The 21,422-nt window shown below is 74.5% G+C and carries 22 protein-coding genes and 1 riboswitch; of the genes, 10 read left to right on the top strand and 12 right to left on the bottom strand.

Features of this window, described 5'->3' with window-relative positions; genetic code table 11:
- Positions 1-22: 22 nt before the first annotated feature.
- Entirely contained in the window at positions 23-583 is a 561-nt protein-coding gene (locus tag EV378_RS30505; protein WP_132430815.1) for an NUDIX hydrolase, read from the top strand.
- A 338-nt stretch (positions 584-921) separates the two neighbouring features.
- On the opposite strand, the gene EV378_RS30500 is transcribed toward EV378_RS30505, so the two are convergent.
- The 5 genes from EV378_RS30500 to EV378_RS30480 form a co-directional block, all read right to left on the bottom strand.
- A complete protein-coding gene (locus tag EV378_RS30500) occupies positions 922-3,201 on the bottom strand; it encodes an LLM class flavin-dependent oxidoreductase (protein ID WP_132430814.1) in 2,280 nt (759 codons plus the stop codon).
- Positions 3,183-4,328 (bottom strand): LLM class flavin-dependent oxidoreductase, encoded by a 1,146-nt coding sequence (locus EV378_RS30495; protein ID WP_132430813.1) that lies wholly within the window; start codon positions 4,326-4,328, stop codon positions 3,183-3,185. Before EV378_RS30495 ends, EV378_RS30500 begins: the two co-directional genes overlap by 19 nt.
- On the bottom strand, positions 4,325-5,761 hold the full coding sequence (locus EV378_RS30490; protein WP_132430812.1) for an NtaA/DmoA family FMN-dependent monooxygenase: 1,437 nt from the start codon (positions 5,759-5,761) through the stop codon (positions 4,325-4,327). Before EV378_RS30490 ends, EV378_RS30495 begins: the two co-directional genes overlap by 4 nt.
- Positions 5,758-6,855, bottom strand: a complete 1,098-nt coding sequence (locus EV378_RS30485) for an LLM class flavin-dependent oxidoreductase (RefSeq protein ID WP_132430811.1) — start codon at positions 6,853-6,855, stop codon at positions 5,758-5,760. Before EV378_RS30485 ends, EV378_RS30490 begins: the two co-directional genes overlap by 4 nt.
- A 266-nt stretch (positions 6,856-7,121) precedes the next feature.
- Positions 7,122-7,218, bottom strand: a riboswitch (SAM riboswitch).
- Between the two features lie 190 nt (positions 7,219-7,408).
- Positions 7,409-8,362, bottom strand: a complete 954-nt coding sequence (locus EV378_RS30480) for a LysR family transcriptional regulator (RefSeq protein WP_132430810.1) — start codon at positions 8,360-8,362, stop codon at positions 7,409-7,411.
- Positions 8,363-8,460: 98 nt separating this feature from the next.
- Here EV378_RS30480 and EV378_RS30475 point away from each other — a divergent pair, with 98 nt between their 5' ends.
- Positions 8,461-9,099: a nitroreductase family protein gene (locus tag EV378_RS30475; protein ID WP_132430809.1), complete on the top strand. Its 639-nt coding sequence runs from the start codon at positions 8,461-8,463 to the stop codon at positions 9,097-9,099.
- A 302-nt stretch (positions 9,100-9,401) separates the two neighbouring features.
- Positions 9,402-9,893: an OsmC family protein gene (locus EV378_RS30470; protein WP_132430808.1), complete on the top strand. Its 492-nt coding sequence runs from the start codon at positions 9,402-9,404 to the stop codon at positions 9,891-9,893.
- A gap of 27 nt (positions 9,894-9,920) precedes the next feature.
- Here the strand turns inward: EV378_RS30470 and EV378_RS30465 are convergent, their stop codons facing one another.
- The gene (locus EV378_RS30465; RefSeq protein ID WP_132430807.1) at positions 9,921-10,856 is read right to left on the bottom strand and encodes an NADP-dependent oxidoreductase; all 936 of its coding nucleotides are present in this window, start codon (positions 10,854-10,856) and stop codon (positions 9,921-9,923) included.
- Positions 10,857-10,918: 62 nt separating this feature from the next.
- Between EV378_RS30465 and EV378_RS30460 the strand changes: the two genes are divergently transcribed.
- Positions 10,919-11,590: a TetR/AcrR family transcriptional regulator gene (locus EV378_RS30460; RefSeq protein ID WP_132430806.1), complete on the top strand. Its 672-nt coding sequence runs from the start codon at positions 10,919-10,921 to the stop codon at positions 11,588-11,590.
- On the opposite strand, the gene EV378_RS30455 is transcribed toward EV378_RS30460, so the two are convergent.
- Entirely contained in the window at positions 11,527-12,345 is an 819-nt protein-coding gene (locus tag EV378_RS30455; protein ID WP_207908906.1) for an alpha/beta fold hydrolase, read from the bottom strand. The two genes, EV378_RS30460 and EV378_RS30455, sit on opposite strands and share 64 nt — an antisense overlap.
- A gap of 57 nt (positions 12,346-12,402) precedes the next feature.
- Between EV378_RS30455 and EV378_RS30450 the strand changes: the two genes are divergently transcribed.
- Entirely contained in the window at positions 12,403-12,816 is a 414-nt protein-coding gene (locus tag EV378_RS30450; RefSeq protein WP_132430804.1) for a winged helix-turn-helix transcriptional regulator, read from the top strand.
- Between the two features lie 70 nt (positions 12,817-12,886).
- On the opposite strand, the gene EV378_RS30445 is transcribed toward EV378_RS30450, so the two are convergent.
- Positions 12,887-13,624 (bottom strand): helix-turn-helix domain-containing protein, encoded by a 738-nt coding sequence (locus tag EV378_RS30445; protein WP_165922560.1) that lies wholly within the window; start codon positions 13,622-13,624, stop codon positions 12,887-12,889.
- Positions 13,625-13,634: 10 nt separating this feature from the next.
- Here EV378_RS30445 and EV378_RS30440 point away from each other — a divergent pair, with 10 nt between their 5' ends.
- Positions 13,635-14,603, top strand: coding sequence for a TIGR03564 family F420-dependent LLM class oxidoreductase (locus tag EV378_RS30440; RefSeq protein ID WP_279389689.1), 969 nt, complete (start codon positions 13,635-13,637; stop codon positions 14,601-14,603).
- On the opposite strand, the gene EV378_RS36835 is transcribed toward EV378_RS30440, so the two are convergent.
- Positions 14,576-14,701 carry a hypothetical protein gene (locus EV378_RS36835; RefSeq protein ID WP_279389671.1) on the bottom strand — a complete coding sequence of 42 codons (126 nt, stop codon included), beginning with the start codon at positions 14,699-14,701 and terminating at the stop codon, positions 14,576-14,578. The two genes, EV378_RS30440 and EV378_RS36835, sit on opposite strands and share 28 nt — an antisense overlap.
- Before the next feature lie 124 nt (positions 14,702-14,825).
- Entirely contained in the window at positions 14,826-15,770 is a 945-nt protein-coding gene (locus EV378_RS30435) for a TIGR03564 family F420-dependent LLM class oxidoreductase (RefSeq protein WP_132430801.1), read from the bottom strand.
- A gap of 98 nt (positions 15,771-15,868) precedes the next feature.
- Between EV378_RS30435 and EV378_RS30430 the strand changes: the two genes are divergently transcribed.
- The 3 genes from EV378_RS30430 (at position 15,869) to EV378_RS30420 (ending at position 18,007) form a co-directional block, all read left to right on the top strand.
- Positions 15,869-16,735, top strand: a complete 867-nt coding sequence (locus EV378_RS30430; protein ID WP_132430800.1) for a LysR family transcriptional regulator — start codon at positions 15,869-15,871, stop codon at positions 16,733-16,735.
- Positions 16,736-16,973: 238 nt separating this feature from the next.
- Complete coding sequence (locus tag EV378_RS30425) at positions 16,974-17,540, top strand: DoxX family membrane protein (RefSeq protein ID WP_132430799.1); 567 nt, start codon at positions 16,974-16,976, stop codon at positions 17,538-17,540.
- Positions 17,537-18,007, top strand: coding sequence for a CBS domain-containing protein (locus EV378_RS30420; protein WP_132430798.1), 471 nt, complete (start codon positions 17,537-17,539; stop codon positions 18,005-18,007). The genes EV378_RS30425 and EV378_RS30420 overlap by 4 nt, the downstream gene beginning before the upstream one ends.
- A 65-nt stretch (positions 18,008-18,072) precedes the next feature.
- Here the strand turns inward: EV378_RS30420 and EV378_RS30415 are convergent, their stop codons facing one another.
- A complete protein-coding gene (locus EV378_RS30415; RefSeq protein ID WP_207908905.1) occupies positions 18,073-18,948 on the bottom strand; it encodes an NmrA family NAD(P)-binding protein in 876 nt (291 codons plus the stop codon).
- Positions 18,949-19,004: 56 nt separating this feature from the next.
- Here EV378_RS30415 and EV378_RS30410 point away from each other — a divergent pair, with 56 nt between their 5' ends.
- The gene (locus tag EV378_RS30410; protein ID WP_132430797.1) at positions 19,005-19,616 is read left to right on the top strand and encodes a TetR/AcrR family transcriptional regulator; all 612 of its coding nucleotides are present in this window, start codon (positions 19,005-19,007) and stop codon (positions 19,614-19,616) included.
- Here the strand turns inward: EV378_RS30410 and EV378_RS30405 are convergent.
- On the bottom strand, positions 19,525-20,946 hold the full coding sequence (locus EV378_RS30405) for an MFS transporter (protein WP_132430796.1): 1,422 nt from the start codon (positions 20,944-20,946) through the stop codon (positions 19,525-19,527). The two genes, EV378_RS30410 and EV378_RS30405, sit on opposite strands and share 92 nt — an antisense overlap.
- Positions 20,947-21,422 lie beyond the last annotated feature (476 nt).

Raw genomic sequence — 21,422 nt, 5'->3', positions numbered from 1 at the left:
TGGGTCGTGAGACGTTCTGCCCGTGCGCCCCACCGTCGCCGTCGTCCACGAGCTGGTCCGTAGCATCGACCCCGCCGACGAGCTCGAGGCCGAGCACCGGCGGGACACACTGCGCTGGCTGGAGGGCACCGAGGACGTGTTCCGGCGCGTGAAGCCGGCGACCCCGTCGCGTCATCTCGTCTCGTACATCGCTGTGGTTGACCACGCCGACCACAGCAGCCTGCTCGTCGACCACGTCAAGTCCGGTCTCTGGCTCCCGCCGGGCGGCCACGTCGAACCGGACGAGCATCCCGCCGCCACCGCCGACCGCGAGGCCCGCGAGGAGCTCGGCATCGACGCCGGGTTCGTCCACGACCCGCCGCGGCCGTCCTTCCTGACGGTCACCCGGACCGTCGGCACCGGCGACCGACACACCGACGTCAGCCTCTGGTTCGTCACCGCGGGCACCCGCGGTATGCCCGTCACGATCGACCGGACCGAGTTCACCGAAGCCCGCTGGTGGGCGCACCGGGATGCCCTCGAATGCGGGCCCGGCCGGCTCGACCCGCATTATCAGCGGTTCGTCACCAAGATCGCCGCCTGACGCCGGATCCGATGGGTGAACGACCCGCGCGAGGCTGTCACTGTCGTCGCGTGATCGGATCCCCGTTCGCGTGTGCCGCCGCGCAAACGTCCGATCTCCGCTCCGGCCGCCACCTCGATCTGCGACGTCACGCCAGCGCCATCCGTTTCCGCGGCCGCCCTCCGCTGACGCCGTCCGCGTCCGGTCCGCCCCATGATCGGTGTCGCTCGCCTACCGCAGTGACGACGAGGTCCCGCCCGCACTACGACGAGGGCGACACCGGGCACCAGCTCCTCGTCGCCCGGTCACCCCGCCACTCCTGATTCACCACCGACGAGCCAGCAGGCCCATCCTCCCAGTCAGTCCAGCTCTGCCAGGGACCGGACCGTCCGGACGCTCCCGAGGATCCGTGCATGATCGGCAACGGCACGCCGTGTGACCGGGTCGTCGGGGCCGGCGACGAGGAACACCAGATGCGCTGGCAGCCGCCCCAAGACGTCCACCAGCGCCGGGACCTGCGCGGACTCGACGAACGCGAGGTCGAGCGCCTCGGGTGCGTCGACGAGGTCGGCCGGGTCCTGCACCACCTGGGCGATCAGCGGCCGGCCGTGGAACGAGGAGGCGACGGCGCCAGGGCCGGCGATGCGGTAGGCGCCTGCGTGGTCGATCGGCGCGATCCCCTCCCCCGTCGCGTAGACCCGGCGCTCGCGGTCGACGACCAGTGCGGAGTTCGGGTACGAGTCCCCCAGGGCACGGACGATCTCGGCTGCCTCCGAGGTCGTCGCCACGCCGGCCGGAACGGGATCGGCGAACGGGCCGGGATCCCACGCCCCGGCACCGGCGCGGCCCGCGGCGCCGAACCGGTCGTGGGTGCTCAGCACGACTCCGGTCCGGCCGCGCAGCCAGTGCTCCAGGCTGGACACGGTCCGCGCCAGGTTCCACGGATGCTCCCGCTCGATCCCGACGACCGGGAGGAACGTCGTCCCGGGGATCCGCAGACCCAGCACGGCCGCGGCCGTCGTCGGGTCGAGCGCGACCTCGTGGCCCGGCGCCGGAACGGCCGCGCGGTCGAGCCCGAGCAGGTATCCGTCCGGCGTGGTGGGCAGCCGGTCCGGGTCGGCGACCGCCTCCCGCAGTGCGGGCTCGGACAATGCGACGAACGACAGCGGCCGCTGCTCGGCCCGCTCCCGGAGCGAGTCCGCCGTCAGCGGTGCGGCGGCGCCCACGGGAGCCGCCGCGGACGGGGTCTCCGACCGCGGGTCGGCCCGGTCGGCGACGACGCTCGCCCGGACCCGTGCCCGTCGTGCGGCATCGGTGTCGAAACGCAGCTCGCCCGCCGCGGGGAACGGCGGGAGCCGCAGATGCCCGGCGAAGGTGTCCGACGTGTACTCGCGCTTGTAGATGCCCTTGCGCTGCAGGGCGGGCACGAGCTCGTCGACGAGGACCTCGAGCGTGTCGAGCGTCAGGTCCGGCGCGAACACGAACCCGTCCGCCGCACCGGCGCGGTAGCGGTCTTCGAGCCGTTCGGCCAGCTGCTCGGGTGTGCCGACGAACGTCGCGTGCCCCGCTCCGACGAACCGGCTCCGCACCAACAGCTGATCCAGCGGCAGGTCCGCGTTCTCCCGCAGGAAGCCGAGCACCGACGCGCGGAACCCGAGGCTCCCCGTCGCGGGCGCGGGCAGTTCGGCGAGACGCGTCTCGGCCAGGAGCTCGGGCGGCAGGGGCCGGTGCGGGTCTAGGGTGGAGACGTCGAAGTCGATCAGCTTCCCGAGCCAGGCCACCTGGTCGGCGGTCCGGCCGGGCGAGCCGTAGATGTCGCCGACCTTGGCCTCCGCCTCGGCCTGGGTGCTGCCGAGCACGAGCCGCAGCCCGGACAGGTAGCTCAGGTCCTCCTCCGGCCGCCCGAACCGGCGGGCGTCGGAGCGCATCGCGGCCCGGTTGGCGATCGCCCCGGAGCGGGTCAGGTCGGCGGCGAACACCCCGTTGGCGTACTCGCCGGCCAGGTCCCGCCCCGCCTCGGACGTGCTCGCCCGGATGATCGGCGGACGTCCCTGCCGCGACGGGGGCACCGACAGCCTGCCGTGCACGACGAACTGCTTGCTGTCGTGGTCGACCGGTGGGCCGCCCGCGGCACTCGCCCACAGCGCCGTGACGATGTCGACGAACTCCCCGGCCCTGGCGTAGCGGGTGTCGCGCTCCGGATGCGCGGGGAGGCCGAAGTTGGCCGCCGCCTCTCCGGAGTGCGACGTCACCAGGTTCCACGCGAGTCGCCCGCCGGTGAGCACGTCCAGCGAGAGCAGCCGCTCGGCGAGCCTGAACGGGTCGTTGTAGGTGGTCGACGCGGTGAGGATGAAGCCGAGATGCTCGGTCGCCTCGATTGCTGCGGTCCAGGCGGTGAACCGGTCCAGACCGTCGGCGACAGCCGTGGTCGGGTCGGTGATCTGCGAGCCGTCGCCGGTGAACACGGCGTCGAACAGGCCCTTCTCCGCGAGCTGCGCGAACTCCGCCCAGTAGGCGGGGTCGAACAGCGAGAACCTGTGCAGCCGCGGCGAGAGCCAGGCTTCGGGCAGGTTGCCGTAGGTCCGCAGGTTGTAGGCCAGGAAGATCCCGTCCCGCGCCATCAGCTCTGTGCTCCCCATTCCTTGGCCAGCAGCTCGTAGCTGCGGACACGATCGGCGTGCTCGGTGCAGATCGTGGTGACCAGCAGCTCGTCGGCGCCCGTGACACGGGCCAGCGTCGCGAGCTTCTCCACCACGGTCACCGGGCCACCGACGATCTGCGTCTCCACCCGGTCCGCGACGGCGACCCGCTCCTCGGCCGTCCACTCCCGTGCCCGCGCCTCGGCGGGCGTCACGTAGGGGTGGGCCTCGCGACCGGAGCGGATGTCGAGCACCCACTGCCCGTACGGCGCCGCGAGCTCGGCGGCGCGCTCGTCGTCCTCGGCCACCACCACGTCCGCGGACACGATGACGTACGGCCGCTCGCGTCGCCCCGGCCGGAACGCCGCCCGGTACGCCGCGACGGTGTCCAGCACCGAGTGCGGCGCGGTGTGGTAGCTCGCCGCGAACGGCAGACCCATCTCCGCCGCCACCTGTGCGCTCGTGCCGGGCGTGGAACCGAGGACGAACACCTCGACGTCGGCACCCGCAGCAGGGCTGACCTCCAGGGGCCGCCCGTCCGGGCGCCGCGACGAGCCGTCGAAGTAGGACAGCACCTCGAGGACCTGGGCGCGGTAGTCCGGCGGCGTGTCCTCGGGGCTGAACCCGAGGAGCCTCGCGAACGTGCCGAACAACGACAGGTCACCGGTGAACCGGCCGGGCGACGGGATCAGCAGCCCGTCCACCACGCGTGACTCCGGTGCCGGTGCGTCGGGCCCGGACGCCGCGCCCGGCAGCACCCCGCCGTTCTCGACCAGTCGCAGCAACCGGTGCAGGTCGAAGCGCCCGAGGCCGACGTCGACCCGGCCGGGGTGGACCGCACCGACCGTCCCGAACTGCTCGGCGACCGACAACGGTGGCGTGTTCGGCATCTGCACCGCGCCCGAACCGACCCGGATCCGCTCGGTCGCCGCGGCGATCAGCGCGACCAGCACCGGCGTCGACGACGACGCGACGCCGGGGTTGAGGTGGTGCTCGGCGACCCAGTAACGCGCGTACCCGGCCCGTTCGGCGACCTGGGCGAGGTCGATCGAGTCGCGCAGCCCGTCTCCCGTCGTGCCGCCGGCGGGCACCGGGGAGAGGTCGAGCACCGACAGCGGCGGGGTCATCGCGCGGCCGCCGGGACGTCGTGGATGTCGACGCCGTCGGCCCGCCCTGGCGCCCGGCCGGCGGGTCCGGTCGCCGCCGCTGCGATCAGTGGTGGGAGCGCCAGGTGCTCCCGCAGGGTCGTCCCGTCGTAGCCGGTGCGGTACACGCCGCGATCCTGCAGCTCCGGCACCAGGCGCTCGACCACCTCGTGCAGCGAGGTCGGGATCAGGTGCGGGAGCAGGTTGAACCCGTCGACGGCGCGGGTGCGCACGTATCGCGCCCACTCGTCGGCGACCTGCGAGGGCGTCCCGACGAACGGCTTGCGCTCCGGAGAGACCTCGCGAGCCAGCTCGAGGATCGACAGGTTCTCCGCCTCGGCGCGGGCCCGCCACGCCGCGATGGTGGCGAGCTTGCCGGTGCGCCGGTCGATCGCCAGCGTGCCGCGGGAGGGGTCCAGCTCCTCGGCGGACGGCTCGATGTCCGGCAGCGGCCCGTTCGGGTCGTAGGCCGACAGGTCGGCCCCCCAGTACTGCTCGAAGAACGCGATCGCGCGCGGACCGGACATCTGCTCGCCGCGCACCCACCGCGCCTTCTCCTGCGCCTCGGCCGGGGTGTCGCCCAGGACGACTCCTGCCCCGGGCAGGATGCGCAGCGAGTCCGGGGACCGGCCGTGCCGGGCCAGCCGGGCGCGCAGGTCGTCGGCGTAGGCGACCGCCTTGTCGTACTCGGTGTTGGCCGAGAACACGACGTCGGCGTGGCGGGCGGCGAGCTCGCGACCTCCGTCGGAGTCCCCGGCCTGGAACAGGACCGGACGGCCCTGCCTGCTGCCCGGCACCGTGGCCGTCGCGCGAAGGTCGACGAGATCGGTGTGCCGCTCGACGACGTCGACGGCTCCGGGCCGGGCCCAGCTCGTCGCCTCCGGCGACCCGCTGACCGCGTCGGGCGCCCACGAGGACCAGAGCGCCGTCGCCGCCTCGACGAACTGGCCGGCGCGCTCGTAGCGCCGCTCGTGGTCGAGCCAGCCACCGTGCCGGAAGTTCTCCCCCGTCCAGGCGTTGTCGGTGGTGACGACGTTCCAGCCGGCCCGGCCATCGGAGAGCAGGTCCAGGCTCGCCAGCCGGCGGGCCAGGTCGGCCGGGAAGTTGTAGGTCGTGTTCTGGGTCGCGACGAGACCGATCCGCTCGGTCACCGCGGCGAGCGCCGACAGCTGCGTGATCGCGTCCGGTCGCCCGGCGACGTCGAGGTCGTAGGGCCGTCCGCGGTTCTCCCGCACCCGCAGACCCTCGCCGAGGAAGAACGCGTCGAACAGTCCGCGCTCGAGCAGCTGCGCGACCTCGACGAACGTCTCGATGGCGGTGTGCGGGGCGGACGCCGGGTCGGACCAGATCAGCTGAGGTCCGACGCCGGTGAGGAAGACACCCAGGTGTACCTGCGGTGCGGGATCGGGACTCATCGTGTCTCCCTCGCCGCCGTCGTGGCGAACCGGTTGGCGGGCCGGGGCAGGCCCAGCGTCGTGCGCAGGGTGTCGCCGGCACGGGGTGTCAGGAGCAGCCCGGCCGACGCGAGCTCCGGCAGGACCCGTTCGGCGAGGACCGGGAGGTCCGACGCGAGCACGGCCGGATGCAGCCGGACGCCGTCGACGACGCCTGCCAGCTCGCGCAGCAGCGCGACCAGCTCGGCGGGCGGGCCGACGTGGCGGATCCGCCCGGTGTGCGGCCACGGGGTCGCGGCGTCCAGATCGGCGAGACGCGTAGACGCCGGGATGTCCGCGTCCAGAACGACGTCGACGTCGGCGACCACCAGGTCAGCACCGGCACGCCGCACCCGTGCCGCCTCGGTCCCTACCGACGCGACGTCGGTACCCGTGACCAGCACGACGTCGGCCCGATCCGTGACACCGGTGTCGTCGTGCGCGATCACGACCACCTGTCCCTGCGGCGGCCGCGGCGTGATCAACGGGCCCTTCACGGTGAACGCCGCCCCGGTGAAGTCGACGTGGTGCACCTTCGCCGGATCGAGGTAGCGACCGGTGGCGACGTCCTTGACCACGGCGTCGTCCTCCCACGAGTCCCACAGCGACCGCGCCACGTCGATCACGTCGGTGATCTCGCGCCGCAACACGTCGGCGGGCAGCGGGTCGGCCCCGATCGTCTGCCGTTCCACCGCGCCGTTCGCCGCGCCGACGACCCACGCCGCCCGGCCGTGGGAGGCGTGGTCCAGGCTCGCGAGCTGGGTCGCGAGGTGGAACGGCTCGGTCGTCGTGACGTGCAGCGTCGGCGCGAGCCCGATCCGATCGGTGATCGTCGAGGCGAACGCCGCCCTGGTGCCCGCCTCGATCCGGCCCGCCGCGTCCGGCCCGCAGCTCGGCGGCACCGGCGAGTCTGCGAAGGTCACCAGGGCGAAGCCGGCGTTCTCGGCGTCCGCCGTCACCGCCCGCAGGGCAGCTCCGCCGAGCACCGAGCCCGGAGGCCGGCCCGCGTGCCGCCAGGCCGCCGGATGGGCGCCGTCCCCGTCGACGTCGAGTGCGAGGAACAAGGCGCCGGTCATGACATCGTCCGTGCTGCGCACCGTCCGGTCAGGGTCTCGATGGTGATGGAGCGCATGACGCTCACGAGTCGTCCGTCCTCACCGGCCGCCGGTGACGTCGTCACCCGCGCCGGTGGCGTCGAGGTTCTTCGGTGGGACCTGTCGGAGGACGGTTCAGCGACTCAGCGCGGCCTGCGTGCGGCACAGGTCAACGTGCCGACGCTTCGTTCGGTCCGGCCGCATGGCGGCCGACAGTGCGTCCTGAGCGCAAGCTGCCCGCACCGTGACTCCCATCGGTCCTGGCTGTAGCACCGCGCACCGGTGGACGACGCACGACTGCTGCGGCTTCGACGAGCCAGGTCTCTCGGCCGCTCTTGATGGTTCACGGAGACCGTACGTCGCACGTGAGCTGCGATGTCAATACCCGGCGGCACCGGCGAGGCCGGTCCCACGGACGCCACCTCGATATTCCCCGCCCGTGCTATGCCGTGGTTCACACGATCCGCAAGTCGGCCCGGCGGCCTCCGGGAACCGACGAAGGAACGTGTTCGACGAGCCGGGTCCAGTCCCTTCGTCAAGCACGAACCGGGGCCGCCACCGACGGGTCCACGACGCCGAGGGCAGCGAGCTGCGCCCCGGTGCCGGGGCAGTGCTCCGCGGTGACGTCCAGGAACGCCCGCAGCACCGGCGAGCGATCGTCGCGCCGGAACACGAAGCAGAGATCCGGCAGCTCGAGCGGCGGGTCGACGTCCAGGATGCGGACGTCGGGCCGTCGCAGCACCCGCACGCACGACGGCAACAGCCCGACGCCGACGCCGCACGCCGCGAGGCCGAGGATCGTGTGCACGTCGCGGGCGCGGGTGACCGGCGTGACTCTGTCCGGGGCGTCGAGCAGCTCATGCAGCCTGTCCGTGGTCGCGGGTTCCTCGCTGCTCGACGCCGCGATCAGCGGGTAGCCGCGGAGCCGGTCGACGGTGATCCGGGTCTGCCCGTCCAGCGGGTGTCCGGGGCGGCAGGCCACGACGAGGCGGTCGGTGGCCACCGGCACCGACACCAGGTGGTCGGCGCCCCGGCCGCGCGGCGCTCCCCGCACGACCGCGACGTCGAGCTCCCCGGCGTGCAGCGCCGCCGTGGCCCGTGCGCTGGAGAGCTCGGTCATCTCGAGCTCGACGGCAGGGTGCACCCGTCGGTGCCGGGCCAGCAACGACGGCAGCAGCGCGACCAGCGCCGCGCCGATGAACCCGATCCGCAGCCGTCCGGACTCGCCGCGCGCTGCCCGCCGTGTGTCCTCCACCCCGGCGCCCAGCCTCTCGATCATCTGCCGGGCGTGGTCGACGAACACGGCTCCGGCCGCCGTCGGAACCGCGCCCCGGGCCCCGCGCTCGAACAACCGGACGTCGAGCTCGGACTCCAGCGCGGCGATCTGGCGCGACAGCGGCGGCTGCGCGATCCCGAGTGCCGCGGCGGCCCGTCCGAAATGGCCGTGCTCCGCAACCGCTACCGCGTACCGCAACTGCCGGATCTCCATGCCGGGAACGGTAGACAGCGATACCGCCGGAGTAAGGACGCCACCACGCGGCACCCGGACGGGGATGCTGACCGGGACGGCCGCGACGGAGGAGACGGATGCCCGAGACGCTCACCCCGGAGGAACTGCTCACGACGACCAGGTCGGTGCGATGGCGCCTCGACCTGGACCGCCCGGTCGAACCGGGCCTGCTGCGCCGTTGCGTCGAGATCGCACTGCAGGCACCGACCGGGCGCAACAGCCAGGGCTGGTCGTTCGTCGTGGTCACCGACCGGGAACGCCGAGCGGCGCTCGCCGACCTGTGGCGAAGGGGGATCGGGCAGGGCGACAGCCCGATGTCGGCCGAGGACCTGCGTCGCGCGGGAACGGCGTCGATGGAGCGGGTGTGGAGCGGGCTGGACCACCTGCGCGAGAACCTGCACCGCGTGCCTGCGCTGGTCGTCCCGTGCATCGAGGGCCGCACCGACGGGCTCGGTGCCGACCGCCAGGCCGGGAAGTGGGGCTCGATCCTGCCTGCGGTCTGGAGCTTCGCCCTTGCCGCGCGGCTGCACGGGCTGGGCACGGTGTGGACGACCGGCACCATGCCGGTCGAGCGCGATGTCGCCGCGCTCCTCGGGATCCCCTACGAGTCGGTCATGCAGGCGGCTCTCATCCCGGTCGCCCACACCGTCGGCACGACGTTCCGACCGGCGCCCCGGGTACCTGTCGACGAGGTGCTGCGGTGGGAGACGTGGTGAGCCTCGGCCGCGCGGCACCCGCCGGACAACGCCCTGCCCGTCGGCACGCAGCATGGATGCGACGAGCATCCACGGCGGCGCGGCTGTCCGGTCAACGGGTGGAGTTGTTCCAGCAGGTGAGAGGCTTGCGACCGCACCACACCCCATTGACAGCCGGTCACCACCCGGCAAGGCTCGACCCATGCCCCGCAGCCGAATGCTGACGCGTCGTCGTCACGTCGACCTGCGGAGGGTGACGGCCCAGAGCTGTCGGTGAGGCGCGCCCTCCCGCCCTTGCCCGACCTCTCCCCCGGAGCTCACCCATGGCACTGTCCCCCAAGCCCAGCGTCGTCCCCTTCGCCGTCCACGGCGAGGGCACCGGCGTTGCCCAGACGCTCACCGCAGAAGGCGACGCCGGACACGTCTTCCACGCCGACGCCTACCCCGCGTTCGGAGGCGCCGACTCCGCACCGAGCCCGCTGTTCTACGCCCTCGGCTCGCTGACCTCGTGCAACCAGGTGACCGCGAGCCTCGTCGCGAAGGACCTCGGCATCACGCTCGGCGCCTGGACGTTCGACGTCCGCGGTGACCTGGACACCGACGTCCTCGTCGGCGGCGCCGACGGCAACGCGAACTTCGATCGGGTCGAGGTCCGCGCGACCGTCGAGACGGACGCCGCCCCCGAGGCGTTCGCGCGGCTCGTCTCCGAGACCGAGCGCCGCTGCCCGGTGACGCAGCTGTTCAAGCGCAGCGGACTCGAGTTCGTCAACGACTGGACGCCGGCCCCGCTGCCGGCCGCCGCCGCCCGCGGGTAGGTGACGCCGCGGGCGAACCGGGTCCGGTCAGTGCACGAACACGATCTTGCCGGTGGCGTGGCGGGTCTCGCTCAGCTCGTGCGCGGCAGCAGCCCGTTCCAGCTCGAACGCCGCCGCGACCGGGACCCGCAGCCGACCGTCGTCGGCGAGACCGACCGCGTTGTCCAGGCCGTGCAGTGCCGGTGGGTCGGCCGTCCCGACCGTGACGCCAGGGGCGCTGAGCGAGAAGTGCACGCCGTGGGCGGCGGCGTCGAAGTCGGCGATGGTGACCACCCGCGACGGGTCGCCAGCGAGGGCGATCAGGTCCGGGAGGGCTCCGCGCGCGCAGTCGAACACCGCATCCACCCCGGACGACGCCAGCGCGCGGACCCGCTCGACCAGGCCCGGGCCGTACGTCGTCGGCTCGGCGCCGAGCGAGCGCAGCAGGTCGTGGTTGTGTGGGCTCGCGGTGCCGATGACCGTGGCTCCGCGGGCGGCCGCGAGCTGGACGGCGACCGTGCCCACACCACCGGCCGCGCCCTGGACCACCAGGGTCTGCCCGGCACCGATGCCGAGCCGGTCGAGGACGCGGGTCGAGGTCTCGACGGAGCCCGCCGCGCCGCCCGCCTCCGCCCAGCTCCAGGCGGTCGGCTTCGGGGCCCATGCGACCAGCACGGCGCGGTCGGCGTTGGCGCCGCGCGTGGCCGCCGCGACGACGCCGAAGACCTCGTCGCCGACACCCGTACCGGTCACGCCGTCGCCGACCTCGTCGACCACGCCGGCGGCGTCGAACCCGGTGCGGAACGGAAACGTCACCGGGACCGTCTCGCGCACGGCTCCGGCCCGGATCAGGGTCTCCCCCGCCGCCACCCCGGACGCCCGCACGGCGACCCGGACCTCGCCCGGTCCCGCGTGCGGCTCGGCGACGTCCGCGACGTGCAGGACGTCCGGTGGCCCGTACTCCTCGAACTGGACGGCTCTCATGCCCACCGACGCTAGGTCGACGCGGGGCGGCCACGCCCGAAACGAGAAGGGGGACGGTCCAAGTGGGACACCCGCAGCGTTCGGACGCCCGTGACAACCGGAACCGGATCCTCGCGGTCACCAGGGTCGCCGTCGCCACCGGGGACACCGCCGTCACGGTCCGCGAGATCGCCCGGCGCGCGGAGGTCGGCACCGCGACTGTCTACCGGCACTTCTCGGGCCGGGACGCGCTGTTCGCCGCGGCCGGGCGAATGCCGGTCTGCTCGAGGATCGTCGCGGACGGGCTGGCCACCGACGACGCGTGGGAGGGCTTCGCCCTGGTGGTGGAGAGGCTGATGGAGGCGCGCGCCCTCGACCGGTCGGCAGGCCCCGCCGCGTCGACGCCCCCGCCCGCGGTGGTGGTCGACCACGCCGCAGGCGACCGGGAACGGGCGTTCCGCCTGCTGCTGCGGCTCGTCGGACGGGCGAAGGAGGCTGGTGACCTGCGCGCGGACCTCGTCGTCTCCGACGTCGTGCTGGCGCTGATGGCGAACGAGGGCGTGCGCGTCGCCCCGCCCACGACGAGGGTCGCCGCGTCCCGCAGGCTCGCCGCGCTGATGATCCAGTCCTTCCGGGCGCGACCGGACCCCGAGCCGCTACCGCCTGCCGTGCGGCTCCCGCCCGTCGCCGGTCACCGTCCCGCGGACCGGATGAGCCCGACGAGCTCGCCCGGCCGGTCGAGCGGCACGATGTGACCGCAGTCCTCGATGAGGTGCCCGTCGAGGTGGTCGGCGACGCCGCGCAGTTGCTCCTCCAGCGCGCGGCCGACCGGCGCGGCGCCGACCGCCGTCGTGGGCACCGACAGCCGGGCGCCGGCCGCCGCCCGGGCGATCTGACGTCCGCTCTCCGGCAACGCCCGGTAGACGCCGAGCGCACACCGCAGGGCGTCCGGGTGCGCGAAGGCCTGCGCCATCGCGGCACGCAGGTCCGGTCGCACGCCTCGCCCGCGCGTGCCCTGGTCGAGGAACCAGGCGACGTACTCCTCCTCGTGCCCGCGCAGCACCCGCTCGGCGAGGCCGGGCACCTGGTGGAAGCCGAACCACCACGGCGGCCCGTTCGCACCGAACGCCTCGGCGCCGGGCAGCGGCCCCAGCGTCGACTCGATCAGCACGAGCCGCGCGACGAGGTCCGGGCGACGCATCCCGAGCAGGAACGCGGGCGGCACACCCGCGTCGATCGCCACGACGACGACCGGCGCGGCGTCCAGGGTCTCGATCAGCTCCTCCAGGTCGCGGGACAGCGTGCCGGCGTCCAGCCCCTCGGCCGTGCGCGTGCTCGATCCGAACCCCCGCAGGTCGGGCACGACGACGCGGTGGTCCTCGCGGAGACGGTCCCGCACGTCTGTCCACACCAGACCGGTGTGCGGGAAGCCGTGCACGAGCACCACCGTCGAGCCCCGTCCCGCCGTGTCGACCGCGAGCTCGACGCCGTTCACCGCGACGCTCCGCATGGACGCACCCCTCTGCTCGGTCACTTCTGGTGACCACATCACCTAAACTCATCGCCCATGGACGCGGAAGACGGCACGTCGACGACAGGTGGTGACCCCGGGGTGACCGGCTCCAGGAGGGGGGACCTGTTCTCCCCGGCCTGTCCGACCCGCCGCCTGCTCGACCGGCTCGGCACGAAGTGGACGTCGATGGCGGTGAAGTCGCTCTCCGACGGCGGCGAGCTGCGGTTCACGGAGCTGCGGCGCCGGATGCCGGGCGTCTCGCAGAAGATGCTGTCCACGACGTTGCAGACCCTGGTCGCCGACGGTCTGGTCGCCCGCCGCGTCGAGGACACCGTCCCGCCACGCGTGCACTACCGGCTCACCGAACTCGGTGCCTCCCTGGAGGTTCCGCTCTCGGCGTTGCGGGAGTGGGCCGAGCAGCACATGGCCCGGATCGACGACCACCGCCGGCGGGCAGGGCTCGGATGACCGGCCGAGCGGGGCGCGGGCAGGGCCCGTGGCGTCACGCCACGCACTGCGACGTGCGGTCGGCGCGCGCTCAGGCCGGGAGCAGGACCAGGACCGCGGGGGCGGCGGGCGCGGGTGTCCCGGTGTCCCCGAGGAGGTAGGCGCGGCGGCGCGTCCCGGCCACGTCGGCCTCCGGTCCTCCGAACGCGCCGACGCCGCGACAGTCCCAGAGCGGCCCGAGGCCCGGCGCGACGCGCCGGAGGCCTTCCCGCACACGGGTCAGCCGCTCGTCACCGGGCAGGTGGTCGCCGACCATCCGGAAGCGGCGCGCGAGGGCGTGCACGAGGGGCAGCACGTCGTCGAGCGGCCGGACCGAGACCACGGTCGCCATGACGTGCTCGGCCGGCGGGCCGAACGCGTCGGTCCACGCCGCGTTCGCCGCCACCACGTCCATCCGCGCGTCGAGCAGCACGGCCGGATCCGACGGCCAGCTGCCCAGCAACGGGCGCAACGACTCCGGACCGGACGCGAACGGGTCGAGGCCCGCCGGTCGGGACAGCGCCCGCAGGTGCTCCCGGCCGGCACCGTCGATCCCGAGCACCCGTCCGACCGCGTCGACGACGTGGCCGGACGCCATCACCCGGCCCTGCTCGAGCCACGTGTACCAGGTGACCCCGACGCCGGCGAGCATCGCGACCTCCTCGCGCCGCAGCCCCGGCGCGCGACGCCGCCCGGTCGCCGGCAGACCGACCTCGGCGGGCCGGACCAGGTCACGATAGGCGCGCAGACAGCGCCCGAGCTCGCGGCGCCGGGCGTCGGATCCTGTCACCGTCGGGCTCCTGGTTCCGGCCGAGCACTCCGCCCAGCCTGGTCGCATGATCGGTATCGGAGTGAACGTCGCGGCCGAGTTGCCGGACCCGGTGGGCAACGTGGTCGACGAGCTGGCGAACCGCGCCCGCGCCGCCGAGGCGTCCGGTGTGGACACCGTGTGGCTCCCGCAGGGGTACGGGTTCGACACGCTGACCGTCATCGCGGCGCTGGCCCGCGAGACGGGGCGTGTCGAGCTGGGCGCGTCGGTCGTCGTCGTCCAGCCCCGCCACCCGCGGGTGCTGGCCGCGCAGGCGCTGACCGCCCACGCCGCGTCGCACGGGCGACTCGCGCTCGGACTCGGTGTGAGCCACCCCGGCCTGCTCGAGGTCTACGGGATCCCGTTCGAGCGGCCGGTCGCGGCACTGCGCGAGCACCTCGACGTGCTGCTCCCGATCCTCGACTGCCGCGCGGTTCCCGGGTCGAGCGGTACCGGCTCGGACGCCGCGTCGACGGCGGTGCCCGGCGCCGGACCGCGCGTGCCGGTGCTGTTCGGGGCTCTCGGACCGGTGATGCTCCGGCTGGCGGGCGAGCGCGGCGACGGGACGATCACGTTCCTGTCCGGTCCGCGCACGATCGGCGAGCACGTCGTGCCGCACCTGACCCGGGCCGCCGACGCCGCCGGGCGGCCGCGGCCGCGCGTCGTCGTCGGGCTGCCGGTGGCCGTCACCGACGACCCGCGGCGGGTGCGCCACGCCGTCGCCACCAGCCACGCGCCGTACGCACGGCTCCCGTCGTACGCGGCCACCCTGGAACGCGACGGGTTCGCCACGCCCGGCGACATCGTCGTCGCAGGCGACGAGGACGCCGTCGCCGACGGGCTCCGCCGCTACGCCGAGGCCGGCGCCACCGACGTCAACGTCAGCCTCGTCGGCACCACGGCCGAGCGGGAGCGCACGCTCGTGCACCTCGGTCACCTTGCGTCGGCGAGCAGGCGGTAGGACCCGACCCGGTCGGCGTGGTCGTGGGTGACCGTCGTGACCGGGATCAGGGCCAGGTCGAGATGGCGACGACCCACCAGCCGGATTCCGCCCCTCACCCCTCGATCCTGTGCCCGGCACGTCCCGGCGCGCAAGCGCGTGTCCCGCACCGCACCCGTTGACACCCGCCCGGACGGGTCGACGCTCCCGCTCGTGCAGCGCGAGGTCACGACGACCGCGAGGTCACGACGACACGGTGGGGCCCGCAGGACGGCGGACGTGCGGCCGGGTAGCCGGCACGAGGCCGCCGAACAGGGCGACCGTGCGCTCCCGTTCGGCGGGCGAGCCGGTCGGGAACAGGATGAGATCGGTGACACCGGCGTCGGCATGGCGCCGCACCTGGGCCACGACCGTCTCCTCGTCCCCGGCGACGATCATGTCCTCGATGCCGCCCGCGCCCTGGCGGTCGAGCGTGCCGCGGTAGCTCGGCATCGTCGAGCCGAGCGCGAAGTGCTCCGCGGCGTCGGCCAGCAACGTGTCCGGGTCGGCCGTGACGGCAGCGTTGAGCCCGACGACGATCCGCGCGGGCGGGCTCCCGACCGCGCGGCCCGCGTCGACGCCCGGCACCACGAAGTCCGCGACGTACTCCGGGCGCGCCCACAGCGTGATCACGCCGGCGGTCCGCTCACCGGCCAGCGCGAGCATCCGCGGGCCATGAGCGGCCAGCAGCACCGGTGGAGGCTCCACGCCGGGGGCGTCCACACCGCCCCGTGCTCCCACGGTCGTCCCTGCGACGTCGACGTCCTCCCCGCGCAGGGCGGGCGTCAGCACGTCGAGGAACTCCCGCACGCGGTCGGCCGGGCGGTCCCACCGCAGCCCGTAGCGGCTCTCGACCACCCACGGGTGGCTGGTCCCGAGCCCGAGCGTCAGCCGCCCGCCGGTGGCGGCCTGCGTCGTCAGCACCTGCGCGGCCAGGGCGAGCGGGTGGCGCGGGAACGTCGCGACGACGGCCGTCCCCAGCTCGACGTCCGGTGCGCGGCCGCCGAGCGCGGACAGCACGGTCAGCGGGTCCCAGCTGCCGGTCTCGTTCGGCCACACGTGCGCGTACCCGGCGGCGCCCGCGTCCTCGATCGCGGTCAGGACGTCCGGCAGCGGTCTGCCGCCTGCGATGCTCAGCCCGATTCTCATGTCCCCCAGCGCAGCGCGGACCGCCCGCGCCGGCAACGGCCGACCGCGCTGCGCGCGATCATCGTTCGTGATCGTGCCCGGTCACACGAGGAGGTGCGATGGAGCTGCGCCAGCTGCGCGCGTTCGTGACGGTCGCCGAGGAGCTGCACTTCGGGCGCGCCGCGGCCCGGCTCGGCACGGTCCAACCAGCGGTGAGCCAGCAGCTCGGGCGCCTCGAGCGCGAGCTCGGCGTGCGGCTGCTCGACCGGTCCCCGCACCGGGTCGTGCTGACCGCGGCCGGGCGGCGGTTGCTGGGCGAGGCGCGGGCCGCGCTGGCCGGCGTCGACCGGGTGCGCGATGTGGCCGACGCCCTCCTGAAGGGACGGGAGGGCGCCGTGCGGATCGGCACGACTCCCGGCCTGGCCGAGCGGCTGGGCCGCGGCCTGACCGCCGTGCGCGCGCTGTCCCCGGACGTGGAGGTGGTGCTCGTCGAGGGCAGCGCCCGCGCGCACGCGGCGGCCGTCGCGACCGGGGCGCTCGACACCGCGCTCGTCCGCGAGGACACGTCCGTGGACGGGACGACGGCCGTCGGTGTCGGCGACGACGAGGTCGTGGCGCTGCTGCCCCACGCGCACCCCGCCGCCTCGACGTCCGTCGTGGACGTCCACGCTCTGGCCGATCTGCGGCTTCGGCTCCCGCCCCGCCGGTCGGACCCGACGCTGCACGACGCGGTCCTGGCGCGGTGCGCCGAGGTCGGTCTCGTGCCGCGGCGCGGGCGGGACGTCGTCTCGGTGGAGGACGCAGCGCTGGAGATCAGCGCGGGCGGGGCGGACTGGACCGTCGTGCACCCGTCCGGTGTGGACCGGACGTCGTGCGGCACGGTGGCCCGGCCGTTCGCCCCGTCGCTGACCGTCCCGGTCCGCCTGCTCCTGCCCGCCGGCGCCGTCGGCGGCTGCCGCGACGCGCTCGTCGACGCGTTCCGCTGAACGCCGGTCGACAGGCGATCACCGGCCCGGCGAGGCTGCCGGTGCCCCGCCTCCGCCTCCTGACGCACCACCGTCACGTGGACCTGCGCCGGGTCACGTCGGCGGCACCGACGGCAACACGAACGTCGACCGCGGTCGGAGGCGACCCGGGCCGATGGTCCCGCCCCTCCGGGGCGTTCGCCCCCTGACCGCACCATGGCGCCGACGCGAGTCTGGAATCCCCCACCGAGGAGAGGCCATGACAACCGAATCGGCCACCCGCACCCCCGACCTCGATCCGGCGATCCGCCCCGTGGCGGGCCGGTCCCTCGCGCTGCTGCGCGTCGCGACCGGCTTCGTGTTCCTGTGGGCGTTCGCGGACAAGCTGTTCGGACTCGGGTTCACCACACCGGCGGCACGCGCCTGGATCCACGGCGGCTCGCCGACGCGAGGGTTCCTGAGCAACGTCGACATCGGACCGTTGGCGCCGGTGTTCCGCGCGATCGCGGGCGCCTGGTGGGCGGACGTCCTGTTCATGGCCGGACTCGCGGCGATCGGGGTCGCGGTGATCCTCGGCGCGGGTCTGCGGGTCGCGGCGATCAGCGGAGCACTCATGATGGCGCTGATGTACCTCGCCGAGCTGCCGTTCTACGCGGTCACGAACGCCGGCGAGCCGACCGGGTCGACGAACCCGATCGTCGACTACCACCTGGTCTACGCGCTCGTGCTGATCGTCGTCGCACTCACTCGCGCCGGCGACACGTGGGGGCTCGGACGCTGGTGGGCGACGACGCGGCTCGTCCGGCGCACCCCGTGGCTGACGTGAGCGGGGACGCGACCGTGCCCGCCGCCCGCCTCGACGCCCCTCCGGAGACGCTCGACGACGACCCGTCGCTGGGCACGATCATGACGTCGCACCTCGTCGGGATCACACCGGACGCGCCCGTGCGGACCGCGCTGCAGGCGATGGCCGCCCGCGAGGTCCGCCACCTCCCGGTCATCGACGACGGCCGGTGCGTCGGGCTCGTCACGGAACCGGACCTGTTGCGCGGCATGGTTGCCGAGCACGGCCCGCTCGGCGCGACGACCGTGCGCGTCCACGAGGTCGCGGGCCGGGCGGTCGTGCTGGGCGAGCGGACCCGGCTCTCCGCCGCGGCCGCACGGATGGCCGAGCGACACGTCGACGCCGTCCTGGTCGGCTCCGTGGACAGGCTCGTCGGCATCGTCACGACGACCGACGTGGTCCGCGTCTGGTCACGGCACTCGGGCCCGGCCGGAGCGACGCACGACTGAGCCGGCGGTCGGTCCCGCGCCGGGACGGGAGCCGGAACCGGTGGTATCCGGTTCCGGCTCTCGCGTCACGGCCGGGCGAGCAGCGCCCGCAGCTCGGCGGCGTGCGCGGCCAGGAACGTCTCGGCCGACCGCGGCGGGCGGCCGGTCAGGCGTTCGACCTCCGGTGTCACGACGGCCAGCTCGCCGAGGGCGACACCCGTCGCGAGCGCGGCGACGTCGCGGGCGAACGATGGCGGCAGGCCCTGCGCGACCAGCGTGGGCTCCAGCTCGTCGAGCGCCGGCGAGCTGACCCCGACCGGCCTGCCGAGAACGGTCGACAGCGCTGCGGCCAGGTCGGCGTGCGTCAGCGCCACCGGCCCGGTGAGCTCGTGGGTGCCGCCGCCAGGGGCGGCGCCGGTCAGGACGGCGTGCGCGCACGCGGCGATGTCCTCGGCGTCGATGTAGCCCACCGCGCCGCCCGCGTACGGGTCGAGGAGGGCCCCGTCGGCGGTGAACCCGGCGACCCCGGTGATCAGGTTCTGCAGGAAGCCGCTGGGGCGCAGCACGGTCGCCGCGAGCCCGGACGCGGCCAGATGGCGCTCGATCCGCGCATGCGCCCCGACGGCGAGCGGCCCGCCGTCGGCGACGCCGAGGACCGAGATCTTCACGACGTGCTCCACCCCGGTGTCGACGGCGGCGTCGATCGCGGCCTCCTGCTGGGCGATCATCGGCTGGGGTCCGTCGACCGGGACCGCGCCGCCGGCGTTGAGGAACAGCCGGGTGGCGCCGTCGAACGCCGCGGGCAACGACGACCGGTCGTCCAGATCGGCGACGACGGTCTCGGCGCCGGGCACGCTCACGTCCGGGCGACGCACCAGGGCGCGGAACGGCACCCCGTCCGCCGCAAGGCGCCGGGCCAGCGCGCCGCCGATCGCACCCGTCGCCCCGATCACCACGATCACGTCGCGCTCCTTAAGATGAGTATCACTCGACTTATCTAACATGAGGAGCCCTCACCTTGTCCACGACCGCACGCAGGCCTCGTTCGGACGGCCTGCGCAACCGCGCCGCGCTGCTCGTCGCGGCGGACGCCGTGTTCGCCGCCGACGGCACCGGCGCGTCGCTGTCCGCGGTCGCCGCCCGCGCGGGCGTCGCGATCGGCACGCTCTACAAGCACTTCCCGACCCGCCGGAACGTGGTCGGGGCGCTGCTCGCCGACCGTCACGACGCCCTGTTCGCGACCCGGCCGGACGGCCTTGCGGACTGGGTGCGCACGGTCGCCTCGCACGCCGCCACCTACCGCGGCCTGGCCGAGTTCCTGGCGTCCGATCTCGCGGCGGGCGGCGGGCCGGACGCGGCGGGCGACCGCCTGGCCGCCGACTGCGCGCGCATGGCCGAGCGCACGGACCGGCTCGTCGCCGAGGCCCGCGCCGCCGGTTCGCTGGCCGAGGACGTCCCGGTCGAGGACGTCGTGACGCTGATGAACGCCGCGGCCTGGGTCCGGGAGCAGGAGGGTTCCGTGCGGGCCGACCGCCTGATCACGGCCGGGCTGGCCGGCATGCGACCCGGTGCTCGGGAGTGGAACTCGGGTGACGGTCGGACGCCGACGCGACGAGAGCCACGACGGTGAGCACGAGCGCGATGCCCAGCGCGGTCGCGAGCCCCGTGCGGTAACCGTCCGGTCCGGCGGACGCGACGAACACGCCGGTGCAAGCGGCGATGCAGACCGTCGACGAGACGCGCTGGGAGACCTGGAAGAAACCGGCCGCGAGCCCGTGTGCCCCGGGTGGGGCCAGCGCCAGCGTCAGACCCTGGTTCGGCGAGGCGATCAGCCCTCCGGCCGCCCCGGTGAGGAACTGCGAGACCACGAGGACTGACACGAGCGCCGCGGGTGGCAGGACCGCCACCGCGACGACAGTGCAGGCGAGCACGCCGGCGAGCACGCCCAGCGCCGTCGTCACCGACGCCCGGCCCCACCGCCCGACGACCCGCCACCCGATCGTCGAGGTCACCCCCATCGCCAGCGCCGACGGCACCAGGCAGAGCCCGGCGAGCAGCGGGGACAGTCCGAGCCCCTCCTGCAGGGCCAGCGTCACCACCACGCCGGTCCCGAGGCTCGACCCGAACCAGCACATCGCGACGACCGTGCCCAGCACGAACCCCGGTGACCGGACGAGCGCGGGATGCAGCACCGGCGCGCCGCCGCGGCGGGCCAGCCGCCGTTCCCACCACGCGAGCACGGGGACCGCGACCACCCCGGCCGCGATCCAGGGCGCCGCGGCGGCACCGCCCACCACGGGCAGCAGGACCGCCAGAGTGATCACTGACAGCAGCCCGATCCCGACCGGGTCCAGCTCCGCGCGCGCACCCCGCGCGACCCTCCCGAGGCGCAGCCTGCGGGCCGCGACGACGCACGTCACGATCCCGAACGGCAGGTTCACGGCCATCACCAGGCGCCAGCCGACGTCCGGCCCCGATACGGCGAGCAGCAGTCCGCCGACGACCGGAGCCACCATGCCGGACAGCGAGGCCACAGCCGCGTAGGCACCGAGCGCCCGAGCCCGGGCCGGGCCCGTGAAATGGTCCTGCATGAGGCCGATGACCTGCGGGTTGGCCGTGCCGGCACCGATCCCCTGCACCAGCCGGGCGACGATCAGCACCCACGGGGCCGTGGCGGCGGCGCCGAGCACGCTCGCCGCGCTGAACAACGTGAGCCCGCCGACGAGCAGGCGGCCGCGCCCCCACGCGTCGCCGAGCCGTCCCGCAGGGACCAGCACCAGGCCGAACGTGAGCGAGTAGATCGCGAGGATCCACTGGACGTCGCTTCCGGACGCCGCGAGGTCGGTCCGCAACGCGGGCACGGCGACGGTGAGGATGGACTGGTCGACCAGCGTCGTGAAGCCGGTGGCGAGACAGATCGCGAGGATCGTGCGCGGACGCGCGGGGGTGGACGCGGACATGGGTGGGCACCTCGGGACGCCGTATGGACGGGACGCCGGGAACGGTCGCGGGCAGCGACCGGGTCAGCGACAGAGGTCGCCCTGCCACCGTCCGAAGTCGACGTGCCGACGCCTGCTCCAGCGCGTGCGGAGCACCCCCGCGCGCTGCGTCATGCGTCCCCCCGGTCGCCGCTCGGCCTCCGACGCCTTGCGCGACACGACCGATCGGCCCCACCCAAGCCCGCGCCGCGACCGGGTGTCAAGCGCCCACGACGCGCCGCGGACCCCGTGGCTGAGAGTGCCGCCACAGCGGGGCCACGCCGCTTGACCGCGGGAACGAACAGCGCGCACGATCACGGACGTCGTCGGGCCGTCGTGGCCCGCAGGGGGTGGGACGTGCACGGGCGGGTTCTCGTCGGTCGTCGTCACGTCGACCTGCTGCGCGTGACCAGCGCGTCCTGTCGGGTCGTCTGAGACCCCACCCCGTCCACTCCGGA

Origin of the sequence: Pseudonocardia endophytica (assembly GCF_004339565.1) — a bacterium.
Lineage (GTDB): Bacteria > Actinomycetota > Actinomycetes > Mycobacteriales > Pseudonocardiaceae > Pseudonocardia > Pseudonocardia endophytica.
The sequence above is the reverse complement of the archived record's forward strand: the minus strand, read 5'-3'. Positions and strand labels throughout refer to the sequence as shown.

Excerpts from the sequence above, each read along its gene's own strand:
- EV378_RS30470 (WP_132430808.1), top strand. The coding sequence starts at position 9,402 with ATGGCACTGTCCCCCAAGCCCAGCGTCGTCCCCTTCGCCGTCCACGGC.
- EV378_RS30500 (WP_132430814.1), bottom strand. The coding sequence starts at position 3,201 with ATGGGGAGCACAGAGCTGATGGCGCGGGACGGGATCTTCCTGGCCTAC.
- EV378_RS30495 (WP_132430813.1), bottom strand. The coding sequence starts at position 4,328 with ATGACCCCGCCGCTGTCGGTGCTCGACCTCTCCCCGGTGCCCGCCGGC.
- EV378_RS30475 (WP_132430809.1), top strand. The coding sequence starts at position 8,461 with ATGCCCGAGACGCTCACCCCGGAGGAACTGCTCACGACGACCAGGTCG.
- EV378_RS30455 (WP_207908906.1), bottom strand. The coding sequence starts at position 12,345 with ATGCGGAGCGTCGCGGTGAACGGCGTCGAGCTCGCGGTCGACACGGCG.
- EV378_RS30430 (WP_132430800.1), top strand. The coding sequence starts at position 15,869 with ATGGAGCTGCGCCAGCTGCGCGCGTTCGTGACGGTCGCCGAGGAGCTG.
- EV378_RS30435 (WP_132430801.1), bottom strand. The coding sequence starts at position 15,770 with ATGAGAATCGGGCTGAGCATCGCAGGCGGCAGACCGCTGCCGGACGTC.
- EV378_RS30480 (WP_132430810.1), bottom strand. The coding sequence starts at position 8,362 with ATGGAGATCCGGCAGTTGCGGTACGCGGTAGCGGTTGCGGAGCACGGC.
- EV378_RS30405 (WP_132430796.1), bottom strand. The coding sequence starts at position 20,946 with ATGTCCGCGTCCACCCCCGCGCGTCCGCGCACGATCCTCGCGATCTGT.
- EV378_RS30450 (WP_132430804.1), top strand. The coding sequence starts at position 12,403 with ATGGACGCGGAAGACGGCACGTCGACGACAGGTGGTGACCCCGGGGTG.
- EV378_RS30490 (WP_132430812.1), bottom strand. The coding sequence starts at position 5,761 with ATGAGTCCCGATCCCGCACCGCAGGTACACCTGGGTGTCTTCCTCACC.
- EV378_RS30485 (WP_132430811.1), bottom strand. The coding sequence starts at position 6,855 with ATGACCGGCGCCTTGTTCCTCGCACTCGACGTCGACGGGGACGGCGCC.
- EV378_RS30425 (WP_132430799.1), top strand. The coding sequence starts at position 16,974 with ATGACAACCGAATCGGCCACCCGCACCCCCGACCTCGATCCGGCGATC.
- EV378_RS30465 (WP_132430807.1), bottom strand. The coding sequence starts at position 10,856 with ATGAGAGCCGTCCAGTTCGAGGAGTACGGGCCACCGGACGTCCTGCAC.